General features: G+C 63.5%; 28 protein-coding genes. 1 reads left to right on the forward strand and 27 read right to left on the reverse strand.

Going from position 1 to position 17,760, the window contains the following annotated elements:
* Window positions 1-28 precede the first annotated feature (28 nt).
* The 5 genes from rpsM to rplO form a co-directional block, all read right to left on the reverse strand.
* A complete protein-coding gene (rpsM, locus tag ILT46_RS04280; RefSeq protein ID WP_199503398.1) occupies window positions 29-397 on the reverse strand; it encodes a 30S ribosomal protein S13 in 369 nt (122 codons plus the stop codon).
* Between the two features lie 160 nt (window positions 398-557).
* Window positions 558-857 carry a hypothetical protein gene (locus ILT46_RS04285; protein WP_199503399.1) on the reverse strand — a complete coding sequence of 100 codons (300 nt, stop codon included), beginning with the start codon at window positions 855-857 and terminating at the stop codon, window positions 558-560.
* 293 nt (window positions 858-1,150) lie between these two features.
* Window positions 1,151-1,795: an adenylate kinase gene (locus ILT46_RS04290; RefSeq protein ID WP_199503400.1), complete on the reverse strand. Its 645-nt coding sequence runs from the start codon at window positions 1,793-1,795 to the stop codon at window positions 1,151-1,153.
* A 45-nt stretch (window positions 1,796-1,840) separates the two neighbouring features.
* A complete protein-coding gene (gene secY, locus ILT46_RS04295; protein ID WP_199503401.1) occupies window positions 1,841-3,205 on the reverse strand; it encodes a preprotein translocase subunit SecY in 1,365 nt (454 codons plus the stop codon).
* Between the two features lie 102 nt (window positions 3,206-3,307).
* Entirely contained in the window at window positions 3,308-3,847 is a 540-nt protein-coding gene (gene rplO / locus ILT46_RS04300; RefSeq protein WP_199503402.1) for a 50S ribosomal protein L15, read from the reverse strand.
* 171 nt (window positions 3,848-4,018) lie between these two features.
* Here rplO and ILT46_RS04305 point away from each other — a divergent pair, with 171 nt between their 5' ends.
* Window positions 4,019-4,630: a class I SAM-dependent methyltransferase gene (locus ILT46_RS04305; RefSeq protein ID WP_199503403.1), complete on the forward strand. Its 612-nt coding sequence runs from the start codon at window positions 4,019-4,021 to the stop codon at window positions 4,628-4,630.
* A gap of 58 nt (window positions 4,631-4,688) precedes the next feature.
* Here the strand turns inward: ILT46_RS04305 and rpmD are convergent, their stop codons facing one another.
* The 22 genes from rpmD to fusA form a co-directional block, all read right to left on the reverse strand.
* Window positions 4,689-4,865 carry a 50S ribosomal protein L30 gene (gene rpmD, locus ILT46_RS04310; protein WP_199503404.1) on the reverse strand — a complete coding sequence of 59 codons (177 nt, stop codon included), beginning with the start codon at window positions 4,863-4,865 and terminating at the stop codon, window positions 4,689-4,691.
* A 6-nt stretch (window positions 4,866-4,871) separates the two neighbouring features.
* Window positions 4,872-5,645, reverse strand: a complete 774-nt coding sequence (rpsE, locus tag ILT46_RS04315; RefSeq protein ID WP_370592327.1) for a 30S ribosomal protein S5 — start codon at window positions 5,643-5,645, stop codon at window positions 4,872-4,874.
* A 2-nt stretch (window positions 5,646-5,647) separates the two neighbouring features.
* The gene (rplR, locus tag ILT46_RS04320; protein WP_199503405.1) at window positions 5,648-5,992 is read right to left on the reverse strand and encodes a 50S ribosomal protein L18; all 345 of its coding nucleotides are present in this window, start codon (window positions 5,990-5,992) and stop codon (window positions 5,648-5,650) included.
* Between the two features lies 1 nt (window position 5,993).
* Window positions 5,994-6,527, reverse strand: a complete 534-nt coding sequence (rplF, locus tag ILT46_RS04325; RefSeq protein ID WP_199503406.1) for a 50S ribosomal protein L6 — start codon at window positions 6,525-6,527, stop codon at window positions 5,994-5,996.
* The gene (rpsH, locus tag ILT46_RS04330) at window positions 6,527-6,922 is read right to left on the reverse strand and encodes a 30S ribosomal protein S8 (protein WP_199503407.1); all 396 of its coding nucleotides are present in this window, start codon (window positions 6,920-6,922) and stop codon (window positions 6,527-6,529) included. Before rpsH ends, rplF begins: the two co-directional genes overlap by 1 nt.
* Window positions 6,923-6,933: 11 nt before the next feature.
* Window positions 6,934-7,239 (reverse strand): 30S ribosomal protein S14, encoded by a 306-nt coding sequence (gene rpsN, locus ILT46_RS04335; protein WP_199503408.1) that lies wholly within the window; start codon window positions 7,237-7,239, stop codon window positions 6,934-6,936.
* Between the two features lie 29 nt (window positions 7,240-7,268).
* Complete coding sequence (gene rplE / locus ILT46_RS04340; protein ID WP_199503409.1) at window positions 7,269-7,874, reverse strand: 50S ribosomal protein L5; 606 nt, start codon at window positions 7,872-7,874, stop codon at window positions 7,269-7,271.
* Complete coding sequence (gene rplX / locus ILT46_RS04345) at window positions 7,867-8,187, reverse strand: 50S ribosomal protein L24 (RefSeq protein WP_199503410.1); 321 nt, start codon at window positions 8,185-8,187, stop codon at window positions 7,867-7,869. Before rplX ends, rplE begins: the two co-directional genes overlap by 8 nt.
* Entirely contained in the window at window positions 8,187-8,555 is a 369-nt protein-coding gene (rplN, locus tag ILT46_RS04350; RefSeq protein WP_068862142.1) for a 50S ribosomal protein L14, read from the reverse strand. Before rplN ends, rplX begins: the two co-directional genes overlap by 1 nt.
* An 84-nt stretch (window positions 8,556-8,639) precedes the next feature.
* Window positions 8,640-8,930, reverse strand: a complete 291-nt coding sequence (gene rpsQ, locus ILT46_RS04355; protein WP_199503411.1) for a 30S ribosomal protein S17 — start codon at window positions 8,928-8,930, stop codon at window positions 8,640-8,642.
* 10 nt (window positions 8,931-8,940) lie between these two features.
* Window positions 8,941-9,153 carry a 50S ribosomal protein L29 gene (gene rpmC / locus ILT46_RS04360; protein WP_199503412.1) on the reverse strand — a complete coding sequence of 71 codons (213 nt, stop codon included), beginning with the start codon at window positions 9,151-9,153 and terminating at the stop codon, window positions 8,941-8,943.
* Window positions 9,153-9,587, reverse strand: a complete 435-nt coding sequence (rplP, locus tag ILT46_RS04365) for a 50S ribosomal protein L16 (RefSeq protein ID WP_199503413.1) — start codon at window positions 9,585-9,587, stop codon at window positions 9,153-9,155. The genes rpmC and rplP overlap by 1 nt, the downstream gene beginning before the upstream one ends.
* Window positions 9,588-9,602: 15 nt before the next feature.
* Window positions 9,603-10,307, reverse strand: a complete 705-nt coding sequence (rpsC, locus tag ILT46_RS04370) for a 30S ribosomal protein S3 (protein WP_199503414.1) — start codon at window positions 10,305-10,307, stop codon at window positions 9,603-9,605.
* A gap of 3 nt (window positions 10,308-10,310) precedes the next feature.
* Window positions 10,311-10,688 (reverse strand): 50S ribosomal protein L22, encoded by a 378-nt coding sequence (rplV, locus tag ILT46_RS04375; RefSeq protein ID WP_199503415.1) that lies wholly within the window; start codon window positions 10,686-10,688, stop codon window positions 10,311-10,313.
* On the reverse strand, window positions 10,688-10,963 hold the full coding sequence (rpsS, locus tag ILT46_RS04380) for a 30S ribosomal protein S19 (protein WP_199503416.1): 276 nt from the start codon (window positions 10,961-10,963) through the stop codon (window positions 10,688-10,690). The genes rplV and rpsS overlap by 1 nt, the downstream gene beginning before the upstream one ends.
* A 6-nt stretch (window positions 10,964-10,969) precedes the next feature.
* Complete coding sequence (gene rplB / locus ILT46_RS04385; RefSeq protein ID WP_199503417.1) at window positions 10,970-11,806, reverse strand: 50S ribosomal protein L2; 837 nt, start codon at window positions 11,804-11,806, stop codon at window positions 10,970-10,972.
* A 22-nt stretch (window positions 11,807-11,828) separates the two neighbouring features.
* Window positions 11,829-12,137, reverse strand: a complete 309-nt coding sequence (locus ILT46_RS04390) for a 50S ribosomal protein L23 (protein WP_199503418.1) — start codon at window positions 12,135-12,137, stop codon at window positions 11,829-11,831.
* The gene (rplD, locus tag ILT46_RS04395) at window positions 12,130-12,756 is read right to left on the reverse strand and encodes a 50S ribosomal protein L4 (protein ID WP_199503419.1); all 627 of its coding nucleotides are present in this window, start codon (window positions 12,754-12,756) and stop codon (window positions 12,130-12,132) included. The genes ILT46_RS04390 and rplD overlap by 8 nt, the downstream gene beginning before the upstream one ends.
* Before the next feature lie 2 nt (window positions 12,757-12,758).
* Window positions 12,759-13,619 carry a 50S ribosomal protein L3 gene (gene rplC, locus ILT46_RS04400; protein WP_199503420.1) on the reverse strand — a complete coding sequence of 287 codons (861 nt, stop codon included), beginning with the start codon at window positions 13,617-13,619 and terminating at the stop codon, window positions 12,759-12,761.
* A gap of 276 nt (window positions 13,620-13,895) precedes the next feature.
* The gene (gene rpsJ / locus ILT46_RS04405; protein WP_061924928.1) at window positions 13,896-14,207 is read right to left on the reverse strand and encodes a 30S ribosomal protein S10; all 312 of its coding nucleotides are present in this window, start codon (window positions 14,205-14,207) and stop codon (window positions 13,896-13,898) included.
* Between the two features lie 144 nt (window positions 14,208-14,351).
* Window positions 14,352-15,542, reverse strand: coding sequence for an elongation factor Tu (tuf, locus tag ILT46_RS04410; protein ID WP_199503421.1), 1,191 nt, complete (start codon window positions 15,540-15,542; stop codon window positions 14,352-14,354).
* 103 nt (window positions 15,543-15,645) lie between these two features.
* Window positions 15,646-17,739 (reverse strand): elongation factor G, encoded by a 2,094-nt coding sequence (gene fusA, locus ILT46_RS04415; protein ID WP_199503422.1) that lies wholly within the window; start codon window positions 17,737-17,739, stop codon window positions 15,646-15,648.
* Window positions 17,740-17,760: the final 21 nt, after the last annotated feature.

Raw genomic sequence — 17,760 nt, forward strand, 5'->3', positions numbered from 1 at the left:
CGGCCGCGCCACGGCGGCCCGGCGCAGCTTACTTCTTCTTGCCGGCGATCGGCTTGGCCTTGCCCTTGCGGGTGCGGGCGTTGGTGTGCGTGCGCTGGCCGCGAACGGGCAGGCCCGAACGATGGCGCAGGCCGCGATACGACCGCAAGTCCATCAGCCGCTTGATGTTCATCGCCGTGTCGCGCCGCAGATCGCCCTCGACCGTGTGGTCGGCGTCGATCGTTTCGCGGATCTGGAGCACTTCGGCATCCGACAGATCCTGCACCCGGCGAGCGTGATCGATACCCAGCTTGTTGGCGATTTCGACGGCGGTCGTGCGACCGATCCCGTGGATATAGGTCAGCGCGATAATCACGCGCTTGTTGGTGGGGAGGTTCACCCCGGCAATACGAGCCACTTAATTCTCCATGCTCCACAGAAAGCGGCACAGGCCCATCATGAACCGGGGCGGCTTTCTATCTCAACGCTTCATCCGGCATGAACGGCAAAGGACCGGACGGCGCACGCCTGAGGCTGGCACCTTCCGGACCGACCGTTTTGTCGAATGAGGCGCGCGCTTAATGCGATTCCACTGCAGAGTCAACCGGTACGCCGGCACCGCTTGGATTGGGGCCGGAGAGGGCTTTGCTCAGCCCTGCCACCTGCTGTGCGAGCACCGCATCAATGGGTTCCGCCAGTACACCTAATCCACCCGCGCCGGCACGATAGCCGCTCACCGTATAGGTCCAGACCATCTCAGTGCGGCCGTTCGCCCGCGGCTCCAGCGCGATTGACAGGGTCCCCGCGAGGCCCTCCTGCTGCAACGGCCCCAGCGCACCGGACAGCAGCAGCAAGCGGCCCGGATGGACGTGGATCACGCGCAGATGCTCGACGCTGCCGGCAGGCGCCCGCGCTGTCGCCGGCAGCGTTTCGCAGAAGCACCCGCCCGCGCGGATCGAGTGAAAGATTCTCCGAATGGCCCGACCATGTGTAGCCATCGGCCCACCACAGGCGCGGTTCCACCAACGTTGCCCACACGACCGGCGGAGTGGCAGGCAACTCGGCGCGGTGGCTGGTGACAAGGGCGTTTTCGCTCGCGGTCAGCACTTCGGCGGCGGCAGAAACGGGCGTGGCGGCGACGAGCGGCCCGATCAGCCCGGCGAGCGCCGGCCTACCCAAGAGCCTGCTCGATCGCGGAACTGACGCTGTCCATGTCGGCCATACCGTCTACCCGTGCGACGATCCCGCGGCGTTCATAATCGGGCAGGATCGGCTGCGTCTTGGCACGATATTCGGCCATGCGCGTGCGCACGGTCTGCTCGTTATCGTCAGGCCGGCGCTTGAACTCAGTCGAACCGCATTTGTCGCAGGTGCCCGGCTGGCGCGGCAGTTTGTAGCGGTCATGATACCCCTCGCCGCAATTGGCGCAGGTGAAGCGGCCGGTGATCCGGTCAACCAGCGCATCCTCGTCGACCTCCAGCTCGATCACCCGGTCGAGGCGCCGCCCGTGCCGAGCAAGGATCTCATCAAGCGCCGAAACCTGCTCACCGGTCCGAGGATAACCATCGAAGATTGCCCCGACAGCCGGGCCCATCGTGGCCAGCTCCGCATCGATCAGTTCAGAGACGATCTCGTCGGAGACGAGTTCGCCGCGCTCCATCACGGCTTTGGCCTTGAGACCGACAGGCGTGCCCGCCTTCACTGCGGCGCGCAGCATATCGCCCGTCGAAAGCTGGCGCATGGCGCGCCCATCAACCAGCCGCTGGGCCTGCGTCCCCTTGCCGGCGCCCGGCGGTCCGAGGAGGATGATGTTCATGGCGGCCCCTTCCCGTCTACGCACCGTGCCCGGCCAGCCGGCGACCTAGCGCAGCCGCCCCTTCAGCTTAGCCTTCTTGATAAGGTCGCCATATTGATGCGCAAGCAGGTGGGACTGGATCTGGCTGATGGTATCCACTGTCACGTTGACCACGATCAGCAGGCTGGTGCCGCCAAGGAACAGCGGAATGCCGGTCTGCGCGATCATATATTCCGGCACCACGCAGACGATGGTGAGATAGATCGCCCCGATCACCGTGATACGGGTCAGCACGTAATCGAGATAATCGGCGGTGCGCTTGCCCGGGCGAATGCCGGGGATGAAGCCGCCGTTCTTCTTGAGGTTTTCCGCCGTTTCCTCGGGATTGAACACCACCGCGGTGTAGAAAAAGCTGAAGAAGATGATCCCGATTGCATAGAGCAGCATGTAGATCGGCTGCCCGTGCTGGAGATAGAAATTGAGCTGGTTGATGATCCCGCCGGCGGTCGAATTCTGGTCGAGCGCGTTGCCGGCAAACTGACTGATGGTCAGCGGCAGCAGCAGCAATGAACTGGCGAAGATTGGCGGGATGACGCCCGCGGTATTCAGCTTGAGGGGGAGGTGCGAGCGATCGGCCTGCATCATCCCGCGCTGCGTCGCGCGCTTGGGATACTGGATCAGCAACCGCCGCTGCGCCCGCTCCATGAAGGCGATGAACAGGATCAGCACCACGATCATCGCCAGGAAGCCGATAATGATCACCGGGCTGATCGAGCCGGTCCGCCCGCCTTCGAACAGGTTGGCGGTGAAGCTGGGGAACTGGGCGACGATGCCCGCCATGATGATCAGCGATACACCGTTGCCGATGCCCCGACTGGTGATCTGCTCACCCAGCCAGAGGAGGAACATGGTCCCGCCGATCAGGCTGATGACGGCAACAATGCGGAACAACAGGCCCGGATCGACCACCGCCTGCAGACCGCTCTGCGCGCCGTAGCTTTCGAGGCCCACCGCGAGGAACCAGCCCTGGATGGCGGTGAGGAACACGGTGCCATAGCGGGTGTACTGGTTAAGCTTCTGCCGCCCGGTCGCGCCTTCCTTCTTCAGCGCCGCGAGCGCCGGATGAAGCGCTGCCGCAAGCTGCACCACGATCGACGCGGTAATGTACGGCATCACGCCCAGCGCGATCAGGCTCATGCGTTCAAGGCTGCCGCCCGAGAACGTGTTGAACAGGTCGAGAATGCCGCCCCGCGTCTGGTCGTACAGCGTCTCGAGGATCAGCGGGTTAACGCCGGGCAGCGGCACGAAGCTGAGGAAGCGGAAGATGACCAGCGCACCGATGGTGAACCAGATGCGCTTCTTGAGCTCGGTCGCCTTGGAGAAGTTGGCGAAGCTCAGATTGCTGGCGAGATTGTCGGCGCGTGATGCCATGAGACACTCGAATTCCTAGCTTGGCGCCGGTCCCTCCCGGCACAGGGCCGATAGATAGGGTGCGGGGGCCGCGTTGCGAACCCCCGCTTTGTATCTATCCGCTTATTCGCCGGCCTTGGCCTTGGCGCGGGCGGCCTTATTGGCTTCGGCGCGGGCGGCCTTCTTTTCGTGTTCGGGCGCGCCCTTGGCGATCACCTCGACCGAGCCACCGGCCTGTTCGACCGCCTCGATGGCGCCCTTGCTGGCGCCGGCGACCTTGAACGCGACCTTGGCGGTCAGCGTACCCTTGCCGAGCAGACGCACGCCATCCTTGCCGCCGCGCGCAAGGCCGGCCGCCTTGAGCGCGTCGTGATCGATCGTCGCGCCTTTGTCGAGCTTGCCGGAATCGATGAACTTCTGGACCATGCCCAGGTTCACCTCGGCATAATCCTTGGCGAAGATGTTGTTGAAGCCGCGCTTCGGCAGCCGCATGTGCAGCGGCATCTGACCGCCTTCAAAGCCGTTGACCGCAACGCCCGAACGCGCCTTCTGACCCTTCTGGCCGCGGCCGGCGGTCTTGCCCTTGCCGGACCCGATGCCACGGCCGACACGGATGCGGCTCTTGCGCGCACCATCATTGTCGCGGATGTCATTGAGTTTCATTGTCTGCACTCGCTTTCGCTTGGCCCCGCCGCAGCAGGGGGTTTCGCACCTTGTGGGAAAGCGGGGCGCATAGCCGCCGACAGCGGGCTTGCCAAGCCCCTTCCGGCCCTTCACGGCCGGCATGTGAACCCACGCGATCTGAAGAATGTGCCGCCCGAAAGGCCGCTGCCAATGACTGCGGAGCCGGTTGCATGGGACGATCCGAAGATAGCGTATGTCGTCACCCGATGCCGAGGGCGGCGCGTGATCGATCTCGGCTGCGTGATGCACGACCCGCGAGCCTATACATCGCGCTATTGGCTCCATCGTGCACTGGCCGAAAGCGCGGCCGAGGTGACCGGCATCGATCTCGACTCCGAAGGCGTGGCCGCACTCGCCGCGCGAGGGTACCGCGTGCTCCAGGGCGATGCCGAGGATTTCTCCGTTACCGAACGGGTCGACGTGGTGGTGGCCGGCGATATCATTGAACATTTGGGCAATCCTGGCGGATTGCTCCGATCGGCACGTGAAGCCCTGGTGCCGGGTGGCTGTCTGATCATCCAGACGCCTAACCCATGGTACTGGCGCAACAGCGTCAAGGCGATGTGGGGGCGCGAGGTGGCCAACAATCCCGAGCATACCTGCTGGTTCGATCCGCGCACCATGCGCCAGCTGACCGCGCGCTTCGGCTTTGAACTGGGCGAGGTCGCATTCCATTCGCGGTATCGACGCGACCGCTGGCTACCGCTGCCGCGCGGCTGGAAACATACCTCGTGGTCGGGAGTGCTCACGCCGCGCGCATGAAAAAACCCCGGCGCAGAGGCCGGGGTTTCTCCGTATCACTAGCACATAGTGCTAAAGGTCAGTCGACCACCACGACCAGATGCGGGATCTTGGCGATCGCGCCGCGCACTTCGGGGGTGTCCTGGCGCTCAACGATCTTGTGCATCTTGTTGAGACCGAGACCGATGAGAATCTTGCGCTGCGCTTCGGGGCGACGGATCGGCGAACCGATCTGCTTGATCTTGATGGTAGCCATTATCTCTTACTCCACCAGAGCCGCTGCGTCGGCTTCCGCCTCGGCCTCGCTGGCGCCACCACGGCCGAGCAGGTCAGCGACCTTCTTGCCGCGGCGCTGCGCGACCGACTTCGGCGAAGTCTGGTCCTGCAGCGCATCGAAAGTGGCGCGGATCATGTTGTAGGGGTTGGACGTGCCGACCGACTTGGTCACCACATCGGCGACGCCCAAGCTCTCGAACACGGCGCGCATCGGACCGCCGGCAATGATGCCGGTCCCCGGAGGCGCGGTCCGGACAGTCACCTTGCCGGCCCCGAAACGACCATTGCCGTCATGGTGCAGCGTACGACCTTCCTTCAGCGGGACGCGGATCATCTTCTTGCGCGCCGAGGCGGTCGCCTTGGTGATGGCTTCGGGCACTTCGCGCGCCTTGCCATGACCGAAGCCGACGCGGCCCGACCCGTCACCGACCACGACCAGCGCTGCAAAGCCGAACCGCTTGCCGCCCTTCACCGTCTTCGAGACGCGGTTGATGTGGACCAGCTTTTCAATGATCCCGTCATCTTCCTCTTCGCGGCGATTGTCACGGCGGTCGCCCCGGCCACGGCCACGGCCCCCGTCACGCCCGCCACGATCGCCGCCGCGGCCACGGCCACGACCGCCTTCGCGCGCTTCTGCCGGCTGCGCGGGATCGCCCGCCGCTGCCGACTGGTTCTCGGCCGCTTCGCTCGGCGTAGTCGCCACGGCCGGAGCTTCGGTCGTTTCCACCGGAGTGGTTTCGTTGGTGTTTTCGTCAGCCATCATCAGAACTCCAGCCCGCCTTCGCGGGCGGCGTCGGCCAGCGCCTTGACGCGGCCGTGAAACAGGAAGCCGCCGCGATCGAACACGACGGTGGTTACGCCGGCCTTCTTGGCAGCTTCGGCGATGTCCTTACCCACCTTGCTGGCAGCATCGACGGTGGCGCCGGTGTTGTCGGCCCCCAGCGTGCTCGCGGCGGCGAGGGTGCGACCGGCAGCATCGTCGATGATCTGCGCATAGATGTGGCGGCCAGTGCGGTGCACCGAGAGGCGGGGCTTGCCACCGGCGCGGCTCTTGAGCGCGGTCCGCACCCGGCGGCGGCGGCGATCGAACAGGGAAAGCTTGGCCATGTTACTTCTTCTTCCCTTCCTTGCGGAAGATGTATTCGCCGCGGTACTTGATGCCTTTGCCCTTATAGGGTTCGGGCTTGCGCCAGCGGCGGATTTCGGCGGCGAACTGGCCTACGGCCTGCTTGTCGATGCCGCTGATTTCGACCGTCGTCTGGTCAGGAGTCTTGACCTCCAGACCTTCGGGCACGTCGAGATCGACATCGTGGCTGTAGCCGAGCTGAAGCTTGAGCTTCTTGCCCTGCGCGCTCGCACGATAACCGACGCCGGTGATTTCCAGCACCTTAGTGAAGCCGTCGGTGACGCCTTCGACCAGGTTCGAGACCAGCGTGCGCTGCATCCCCCAGAAATCGCGCGAGCGGCGGGTGTCGTTCGCCGGCGTGACCGAAATCGAGCCGTCTTCGAGCTTGTATTCGACATCGTCGGCCAGGCCCATCGACAGGGTGCCCTTGGGCCCCTTCACGGTGAGCGTGCCGTTCTCGATATTGGCGGTGACCCCGGCCGGGATCGCCACCGGCTTCTTGCCGATGCGGCTCATCAGAACACCTCCGCCAGCACTTCGCCGCCAACATTCTGCGTGCGCGCTTCGGCATCCGAAAGCACGCCACGCGGCGTCGAGACGATGGTGATGCCAAGGCCGTTGCGGACCACCGGCAGTTCGCGGCTGCCCGAATAGATCCGGCGACCGGGCTTCGAGACGCGCGCAACGTGCTTGATCGCCGGTTCGCCTTCGAAATATTTCAATTCGATCCGCAGCGCCTTGTGCTTGCCCGAAGTGTCTTCGCTGTAGCCACGGATGTAGCCTTCGCGCTGGAGCACTTCGAGGACATTGGCACGCAGCTTCGACGCGGGAGAGAGGACGCTGTCCTTCTTCGCCTGCTGGCCGTTGCGGATGCGGGTGAGCATGTCACCCAAGGGATCGGTCATAGCCATCTGTCAGATCCTCACCAGCTCGACTTGGTCAGGCCCGGGATCAGGCCCTTGTTGCCGAGGTTACGCAGTTCGATGCGGTTGAGACCGAACTTGCGGTAGTAGCCGCGCGGGCGGCCGGTGGTGGCACAGCGGTTGCGCACCCGGGTCGGGTTCGCATTGCGCGGAATTTCCGCCAGCTTGAGGCGCGCGATCAGACGCTCGCCCTCGTCGAGGGATTCATCGTCGGCAATCGCCTTCAACCGGGCATACTGGCCGGCATACTTCTTCACGAGCTTCTTGCGCCGCTCGTTCTTGTTGATGGAACTCAGTTTCGCCATGGACTTAAGCTCTCTTCCTCAAATCTGCGTCACGCAGCGGCCTGCTGCTGCTCACCGGTCGGTTCCGGGGCAGCGGCCTCTTCGCGGGGGAACGGGAAACCGAACAGGCGGAGCAGCTCACGCGCTTCGTCATCGGTCTTCGCCGTGGTGGTTACGATGATGTCCATGCCCCGGATCTTCTCGATCTTGTCGTAGGAGATCTCGGGGAACACGATCTGTTCCTTGAGGCCCATGGCGTAGTTGCCACGGCCGTCGAAGGAACGCGGATTGAGGCCGCGGAAGTCGCGGATGCGCGGCATCGCGACCGTCACCAGACGGTCGAGGAATTCGTACATCCGTTCACGGCGGAGCGTCACCTTGGCCCCGATCGGCATCCCTTCGCGCAGCTTGAACTGAGCGATCGACTTCTTCGCCTTGGTGATGACCGGCTTCTGACCGGCAATCAGCGCCATTTCCTCGGCCGCGGTCTGGACCTTCTTCTTGTCCTGGCTGGCTTCACCCACGCCCATATTGAGCGTGATCTTTTCCAGCCGGGGCACTTCCATCGCATTCTTGTAGCCGAACTTTTCCGTCATCGCCTTGACGATGCGGCTTTCGTAATCGGTCTTGAGACGCGGGGTGTACTTGTCAGCCATCGATGGTCTCCCCGGACTTCACGGCCACGCGGACCTTCTTGCCGTCCTTGGTTTCGAACCGCACGCGGGTCGGCTTGCCGTCCTTGGGATCGGCCAGCGCAACCTTGGCGATGTGCATCGGCGCCTCGCGGCGATCGATCCCGCCCTGCGGGTTGGCCTGGCTCGGCTTGCGATGACGGGCCGCGACATTGATGCCTTCGACGACGACTTTGCCGTCCTTCGGCATCACGGTCTGGACGGTGCCGGTACGGCCCTTGTCCTTGCCCGACAGCACGACGACCTTGTCGCCCTTTTTGATCTTGGCGGCAGCCATCACAGCACCTCCGGCGCGAGCGAGATGATCTTCATGAAGCCGCGGCCGCGCAGTTCGCGCACCACCGGGCCGAAGATACGGGTACCGATCGGCTCCTCGTTCTTGTTGACGAGCACGGCGGCATTCGAATCGAAACGGATCACGCTGCCATCGGGACGACGCACATCCTTCTTGGTGCGAACGATCACCGCGCGGTGAACGTCGCCCTTCTTGACCTTGGCGCGCGGCTGCGCTTCCTTGACCGACACGACGATAACATCGCCGACCCCGGCGGTGCGCCGCTTCGACCCGCCCAGCACCTTGATGCACTGGACGCGCTTGGCGCCGCTATTGTCCGCCACGTCGAGGTTCGATTGCATCTGAATCATCGATGCTGTTCCTTCCTACCTGGCTTGCCGGAACCAGTCCGGCAGTTCCAAAAACCTGCCCGGCCGCGTGGCCGGGCGCTAACATCAGTTGCCCGCCGCCTCGACTTCGAGATCGGCTTCGACCGCCACGCCCTTGCTGGCCTGGACTCGGTCGAGCACGGCCCACGTCTTGGTCTTGGAGATCGGCTTTGTCTCCTCGATGCGGACGGTGTCGCCGGGGCGATATTCGTTGTTCTCGTCGTGCGCGTGATATTTCTTCGAACGACGGATGATCTTCCCGTAGAGCGGGTGCTTCACCTTGCGTTCGACCAGCACGGTGACGGTCTTGTCGGTCTTGTCGGAGGTGACGGTCCCGATCAGGATACGCTTGGGCATGGGTTCTTCCTTACGCCTTGGCTTCGGCCGTTGCGGCGCGCTGGGTCTGCAGGGTCTTGATCCGCGCAATGGTGCGGCGCACCTCGCGGATGCGCGCGGGGCGCTCAAGCTGGTTGGTCGCCGCCTGGAAGCGCAGGTTGAACTGCTCGCGCTTCAGCTCGACCAGCTGGTCGTTCAGCTGATCGTCGCTCTTGGCCCGCAGGTCTTCGACATTCTTGGCCATCATTCGCCTCCGAGGTGCGAGGTGTCGCCCAGACGGGCCACGACCTTGGTCTTGATCGGCAATTTCATCGCCGCACGCTCGAACGCTTCAGCGGCCAGCGGGCCGGCCACGCCGTCCAATTCGAACAGGATGCGACCCGGCTTCACGCGGGCGGCCCAGTATTCGACCGAGCCCTTGCCCTTACCCTGCCGCACTTCGGCGGGCTTCTTGGACACCGGCACGTCCGGAAACACGCGGATCCACAGGCGTCCCTGGCGTTTGATGTGGCGCGTGATCGCGCGGCGAGCGGCTTCGATCTGACGCGCGGTGACGCGTTCCGGTTCGAGTGCCTTCAGGCCATATGAGCCGAAGTTCAGAGCGGTGCCACCCTTGGCGTCACCTTTGATCCTGCCCTTGAAGGCCTTGCGGTATTTGGTTTTCTTCGGTTGCAGCATTTGGCTTACTCTACCTTAGCGCCGGTCGAAAACCGGGCGGACGCCAGAAGTTTGCGCTTCCATCATCAGCCGGTCCTGCGCGGTCGGATCGTGAGCGAGGATCTCGCCCTTGAAGATCCACACCTTGATCCCGATGATGCCGTAGGCGGTCAGCGCCTCGGCTTCGGCGTAATCGACATTGGCGCGCAGCGTGTGCAACGGCACCCGGCCTTCGCGGTACCATTCGACGCGGGCGATTTCCGCCCCGCCGAGCCGGCCACCGCAGACAATCTTGATGCCTTCGGCGCCCAGGCGCAGCGCCGACTGCACCGCGCGCTTCATCGCCCGGCGGAACGCGACACGGCGGATCAGCTGATCGGCGACACCTTGTGCGACAAGCTTCGCGTCGATTTCCGGCTTGCGGATTTCAACGATGTTCAGCTTCACCTCGCTGGCGGTCATCTTGGCAAGCTGGCCGCGCAGCTTCTCGATGTCGGCGCCCTTCTTACCAATGATGACGCCCGGCCGAGCCGCATAGATCGACACGCGGCACAGCTTCGCCGGGCGCTCGATCACCACCTTGGAAATCGCCGCCTGGGGCAGCGAATCCATGATGAACTTGCGGATCGCGATGTCTTCCTTGAGCAGCTGCGCATAGTCGCGCCCCTCGGCGTACCAGCGGCTGTCCCAAGTCCGGTTGATCTGCAGGCGCAGGCCGATCGGATTGCTCTTCTGACCCATGGCTTACGCCTCCTCTACTTCACGGACCACGATCCGAAGCCGGCTGAAGGGCTTGAGGATGCGGGTCGACTTGCCGCGGCCACGCGTGTGGAACCGCTTCATGGTAATCGACTTGCCGACCGAAGCCTCGGCCACGACCAGCGCGTCGACATCCAGATTGTGGTTGTTTTCCGCATTGGCGATCGCCGAGGCGAGCACCTTGCTGGCGTCCTTGGCCATCGCCTTCTTCGAGAAAGCGAGGATGTTGAGCGCATCCTCGGCCTTCTTGCCGCGGATCAACCCGGCCACCAGGTTCAGCTTCTGGGCTGAACCGCGAATGGTCGTGCCAACCGCCAGCGCCTCGTTATCGGCGACGCGGCGCGGAGCTTTCTGCTTGCTCATCAGCGCTTGCCCTTCTTGTCGGCGGCGTGACCCGGGAAAGTGCGCGTGGGCGCGAACTCACCGAGCTTGTGACCGACCATGTCTTCGTTGACCGAGACAGGGATGAACTTACGGCCATTGTAGACGTTGAACGTCAGGCCGACGAATTGCGGCAGGATCGTGCTGCGACGCGACCAGGTCTTGATCGGTGCGCGGCCACCCGCTTCCTGCGCGTCCTCCGCCTTCTTCAGAAGGCTGAGTTCGACGAACGGACCTTTCCAGACGGAACGAGCCATGTCGGATTACCTCTTCTTCTTGGCGTGGCGCGAACGGATGATCATCTTGTCCGTCTGCTTGTTGTGGCGGGTGCGGGCACCCTTGGTCGGCTTGCCCCACGGGGTCACCGGATGGCGGCCGCCGCTGGTGCGGCCTTCGCCGCCGCCATGCGGGTGATCGACCGGGTTCTTGGCAACGCCGCGGGTCAGCGGCTTGCTGCCCATCCACCGGCGACGGCCGGCCTTGCCCAGGTTCTGGTTCTGGTTGTCAGGGTTCGACACCGCGCCGACCGTGCCCATGCAATCGGCGCGCAGATAGCGCTGCTCGCCGCTGTTGAGGCGCACGATCACCATCCCGCGGTCACGACCGACAAGCTGGACATAGGTGCCGGCCGAACGGGCGATCTGGCCGCCCTTGCCCGGCTTCATCTCGACATTATGGCAGATCGTGCCGACCGGCATCTGGCCAAGCAGCATGGCGTTACCGGGCTTGGTATCGACCCGTTCCCCGGCCACCACCTTGTCGCCCACGGCAAGCCGCTGCGGCGCGATGATATAGGCCAGTTCGCCGTCGTCGTACTTGACCAGCGCGATGAAGGCGGTGCGGTTGGGATCATATTCCAGCCGTTCGACGGTGCCTTCCACATCCCACTTGCGCCGCTTGAAATCGACATAGCGGTACTTCTGCTTGTGACCGCCGCCGATGCCGCGCGAGGTGACGTGGCCCTTATTATTGCGGCCGCCGGTCTTGCGCTTGCCTTCGGTCAGCGCCTTGACCGGCTTGCCTTTGTAGAGGCCGGACTTGTCGACGAGGATCAGGCCACGCCGGCCCGGGCTCGTCGGATTGTAGTTCTTGAGTGCCATTGCTCTATCCTAAATCCTGGCCTCAGATGCCGCTGGTGATGTCGATCTGGTCGCCATCGGCGAGCGTGACGACAGCCTTCTTCGCATCGCTGCGCTTGTAGGCCTTGCCCTTCCAGCGCTTGGTCTTGCCCTTGGCGACCATCGTATTGACGCCCGTCACCTTGACATCGAACAGCGCCTCGACCGCTTCCTTGATCTGCGGCTTGGTGGCATCGTTGGCGACCTTAAAAACGACCGCATTATGCTCGGAGAGCAGGGTCGCCTTCTCGGTGATGTGCGGGGCGAGCACGACGTCGTAATGACGCGCATCGATCTGCTTGGTCTTAGCCATTGAAGCGCGCCTCCAGCTTGGCGACCGCGTCCTTGGTCAGGACCAGCGTGTCGTGCTTCAGAATGTCGTACACATTGGCACCTGCCGCGGGCATCACGTTCACGCCCGGCAGGTTGCCAGCAGCGAGGCGGAAGCCCTCATTGACGGCATCACCGTCAATCACCAGCACCTTGCCGCTCCAGCCGGCCTTGTCGAAATGGCCCTTAAGCGCCTTGGTCTTGGCGTCCTTCAGCTCGAGGCTGTCGACCACCACCAGGCCTTCCCTGGCCTTGCTCGACAGCGCCATGCGAAGACCCAGGGCGCGGATCTTCTTGTTCAGCGACTGGTGGAAGTCCCGCTTGCGCGCGCCGTGCGCCTTGCCGCCGCCGATGAAGATCGGCGCCGCGCGGTCGCCGTGACGGGCGGTACCGCCACCCTTCTGCCGGCCGAACTTCTTGCCGGTGCGGGCAACGTCCGAACGCTCGCGCGTCGGCCGGGCCGTACCGCGGCGGTTTTCCAACTGCCAGGTGACGACGCGGTGCAGGATGTCGGCGCGCGGCTCGACGCCAAACACGGCATCATTGAGCTCGACATCGCCCGACGCCTGTACGCCGTCGATAGTGTGGACCTTGACCTTCACGATCAGGACTCCTTGCCTTCATCGCCGCCTTCGGCAGCATTATCCGAATCGGCCGCAACGCCGGCATTCTGCTCTTCGAGCAACGCTTCCTGCTGTTCGGCCGGAACCTGCTCGATCACTTCGTGCTCGGCAGCAGCCTCGACCATGCCAGCGGGCGCTTCCTCGTGCTCGGGCAGCGTGCTCTTCTTCTCGAAGATCGCGGCAGGGAACGGCGCGCCGTCGGGCTGCGGCAGCTTGACCGCGTCGCGGACCAGCAGCCAGCAATTATTGTGGCCGGGCACCGAACCCTTGACGAACAGCAGCCCGCGCTCTGCATCGGTGCGGACGATTTCGAGGTTCTGCTGCGTGCGCTGACGGTCGCCCATATGGCCGGCCATCTTCTTGTTCTTGAACACGCGGCCCGGATCCTGACGATTACCCGTCGAACCGTGGGCGCGGTGGCTGATCGACACACCGTGCGTGGCGCGCATACCGCCGAAGCCCCAGCGCTTCATCGCACCGGCAAAACCCTTACCCTTGGTGTGCCCCGTGATGTCGACCTTCTGGCCGGCCAGGAAATGCTCGGCACTGATGGTCGCGCCGACCGGCACCAGCCCGTCTTCGCTGTCGAGGCGGAATTCGGCCACTCGCTTCTTCAGCGGCACTTCGGCCTTGGCGAAATGTTCGCGCTGCGGCTTGGCCACATTCTTCTGCTTGGCTTCGCCCGAACCGACCTGCACCGCCACATAGCCATCGCGGTCAAGCGTGCGGTGCGAAACGACCTGGCAATTGTCGAGCGCAAGAACCGTTACCGGTACATGGCGACCATCCTCCTGAAAGAGGCGGGTCATCCCGACTTTTCTTGCGATTACGCCGGTGCGCATCGTCAAAACTCCTACACAGAGGCCTGCCGGGACCATCCCGGAAGGCTTGCAGCCCGTTTTTCGATGCGCCGCCCCGTCCGGGCTGAGTGCTGCCACCGGAAACGGCAGCAGCGAGACGGGGGACGCAGCCCGGGCCAGGCCCGGCGGTATCCACCAATTTCGTTATCCGGGCCGAGGCCGGGATCATCGGTCGCCTGTGGCGGCCTCGAAACAGTTCCAGCTATTTAACGTCCAGCCAGGAGGACAGCGAGCCCGGCTTTCGCCGGATGCCGAGGCTTAAGCGAGCTTAATCTCGACATTGACGCCGGCAGCAAGATCAAGCTTCATCAGCGCATCGACCGTCTGGGCGTTGGGCTGCACGATATCGAGCAACCGCTTGTAGGTACGAACCTCGAACTGCTCCCGCGACTTCTTGTCGATGTGCGGACCGCGGTTCACGGTGAACTTCTCGATCCTCGTCGGCATCGGAATGGGACCCCGGATCAGCGCGCCGGTGCGGCGGGCCGTTTCGGCAATTTCGCCAGTCGCCTGATCAAGCACGCGATGGTCGAACGCCTTGAGGCGAATGCGAATATTCTGGGCTTCCATGTCCGTATACCGATGAGAAAGAGCAAACAAAAATCAGCCGCCCCGCCCCCTCCCGTCTCCGAGGGAGAGCGGGGCTGCTGACCCAATTTCTACCGAAGCATAAGCCGGCGCCGAAGACGAATCCCCGGCTTGCGCGGGCCTATATTACTTCGTGATCGTGCTGACAACCCCCGAGCCGACGGTGCGGCCACCTTCGCGGATCGCGAAGCGCAGGCCTTCGTCCATCGCGATCGGCGCGATCAGCTTGACGCCGATCGTGACGTTGTCGCCCGGCATGACCATTTCGGTGCCTTCGGGAAGGATCACTTCACCGGTCACGTCGGTGGTGCGGAAGTAGAACTGCGGGCGGTAGTTGGCGAAGAACGGCGTGTGACGGCCACCTTCATCCTTCGACAGCACGTAGACTTCGGCGTTGAATTCGGTGTGCGGGTTGACCGAACCGGGCTTGGCCAGCACCTGGCCGCGCTCCACATCCTCACGGCCGATGCCGCGGATCAGCGCGCCGACATTGTCGCCCGCTTCGCCGCGGTCGAGCAGCTTGCGGAACATTTCAACGCCGGTGACGGTGGTCTTCTGCGTATCCTTAATGCCGACGATTTCGACTTCGTCGCCGACATTGACGATGCCGGTTTCGATACGGCCGGTAACGACGGTACCGCGGCCCGAAATCGAGAACACGTCTTCGATCGGCATCAGGAACGGCTTGTCGGTCGGACGCGGCGGCTGCGGGATCGCTTCGTCAACTGCGTTCATCAGTTCGATGATCGAGTTCTTGCCGATATTGTCGTCGCGGCCTTCAAGAGCGGCCAGTGCCGAACCCTTGACGATCGGAATATCGTCGCCCGGGAAATCGTACGAGCTGAGCAGTTCGCGCACTTCGAGTTCGACGAGTTCGAGGATTTCCTCGTCATCGACCTGGTCGACCTTGTTCATGTACACGACGAGCGCCGGCACGCCGACCTGGCGAGCGAGCAGGATGTGTTCGCGGGTCTGCGGCATCGGACCGTCCGCGGCGTTCACCACCAGAATCGCGCCGTCCATCTGCGCTGCGCCGGTGATCATGTTCTTCACATAGTCGGCGTGGCCCGGGCAGTCGACGTGGGCATAGTGACGGTTGGCGGTTTCATATTCGACGTGCGCGGTCGAAATGGTGATGCCGCGCTCGCGCTCTTCCGGCGCCTTGTCGATGTTGGCGAAGTCAACGGCGCTGCCGCCATTTTCTTCCGCCATGACCTTGGTGATCGCGGCCGTCAGCGTGGTCTTGCCATGGTCGACGTGACCGATGGTGCCGATGTTGACGTGCGGCTTGTTCCGCTCGAATTTTTCCTTCGCCATTGTCTTGATAACCTCTGTCTGAAATTGAATTCATCGCAGGCAGTTGGCGGCACCCGCTGAATCAGGCGCCGCCCCTAGCCCCTTGGCCCGGCTTTCGCAAGGGTCAGGCCAGCTTTTCCTTGACCTCTTGCGCCACATTCGCCGGCACTTCGTCATAATGCGAAAACTGCATCGTGTACTGCGCGCGCCCTTGTGTGAACGAGCGCAGTTCGTTGACGTAGCCGAACATGTTGGCCAGCGGGACCATCGCTTCCACCGCTTGCGCGTTACCGCGCGTGTCGGTGCCCTGGATCTGGCCGCGACGGCTGTTGAGGTCGCCGATCACGTCGCCCAGATAATCATCCGGGGTGACGACTTCCACCTTCATGATCGGCTCGAGCAGCTTGATGCCCGATTTCTGGGCAACTTCGCGCATCGCCCCGCGGCCGGCGATTTCGAACGCGATCGCGCTCGAGTCGACGTCGTGGTAGGCACCGTCATACAGCGTCACGGTAAAGTCGATGATCGGGAACCCGACGAGGTAGCCGCTCTCGGCCTGCTCGCGCAGGCCCTTCTCGATGGCCGGAATGAATTCCTTGGGGATGTTGCCGCCCTTAATTTCATCCTGGAAGATGAAACCCTGGCCGCGCTCACCCGGCTCGACCTTGACCTTGACGCGGCCGAACTGGCCCGAGCCGCCCGACTGCTTCTTGTGGGTGTAATCGACATCCACGGGCTTTGCGAGATATTCGCGATAGGCCACCTGCGGTGCGCCGACATTGGCCTCGACCTTGAATTCGCGCTTCATGCGATCGACCAGAATGTCGAGGTGAAGCTCACCCATCCCCTTGATGATCGTCTGCCCGCTTTCGTGGTCGGTGGTGACGCGGAAGCTCGGATCCTCCGCCGCGAGGCGATGAAGCGCAACGCCCATCTTTTCCTGGTCGGCCTTGGTCTTGGGCTCGACCGACAGTTCGATCACGGGTTCCGGGAATTCCATCCGTTCGAGGATAATCGGATTGGCCGCATCGCACAGCGTATCGCCGGTGGTGGTTTCCTTGAGACCGGCCAGCGCGACAATGTCGCCTGCGAAGGCTTCTTCCACGTCTTCGCGGTTGTTGGAGTGCATCAGCAGCATACGGCCGATCTTCTCCTTCTTGTCCTTGACGGAGTTGAGGTACGAGCCCTTGACGAGCTTGCCCGAATAGATGCGGGTAAAGGTCAGGCTGCCCACGAACGGATCGTTCATGATCTTGAACGCGAGCGCGCTGAACGGTGCTTCATCGCTTGACGGGCGGCTGTCTTCCTCATCGGTGCCGGGCTTGACACCCTTGATCGCGGGCACGTCCACCGGGCTCGGCAGGTAATCCACCACCGCGTCGAGCAGCGGCTGCACGCCCTTGTTCTTGAACGACGAGCCGCACATCACCGGCACGAAGGCGCCGGCCAGCGTGCCCTTGCGGATCATCCGCTTGAGCGTGGCTGTGTCAGGCAGATTGCCTTCGAGATAGGCTTCCATAACCTCGTCGTCCTGCTCGACGGCGAGTTCGATCAGGCGTTCGCGATATTCGGCCGCCTTGTCGGCCATGTCGGCCGGGATCTCGGTATAGTCGAACTTGGCGCCCAGGCTTTCATCCTGCCAGATGATCGCACGATCATTGACGAGGTCGACCAGGCCCTTGAACCCGCCTTCGGTGCCGATCGGCAGGTAAAGCACCGCCGGAACCGCGCCCAGGCGATCGATGATGGTCTGCACGCAATAGTAGAAATCGGCGCCGGTGCGGTCGAGCTTGTTGATATAGCACATCCGCGGCACGCCGTACTTCTCAGCCTGGCGCCAGACGGTTTCGGACTGCGGTTCGACGCCGGCGACACCGTCAAACGCGGCCACTGCCCCGTCAAGCACGCGCAGCGAGCGTTCGACTTCGATGGTGAAGTCGACGTGGCCGGGAGTGTCGATGATGTTCAGGCGGTGTTCTTCGCCTTCGCCATCTTCGGCGCGCCAGAACGTCGTGGTCGCGGCCGAAGTGATCGTGATTCCGCGCTCCTGCTCCTGTTCCATCCAGTCCATCGTGGCGGCGCCGTCATGGACCTCGCCAATCTTGTAGGACTTGCCGGTATAATAGAGGATCCGCTCGGTCGTCGTGGTCTTGCCGGCGTCGATATGCGCCATGATCCCGAAGTTGCGATAGCGTTCGATCGGATGGCTGCGTGCCATGATGAATTCCTTGATCGTGGG

Source organism: Qipengyuania sp. YIM B01966, from assembly GCF_016461955.1.
GTDB lineage: Bacteria > Pseudomonadota > Alphaproteobacteria > Sphingomonadales > Sphingomonadaceae > QFOP01.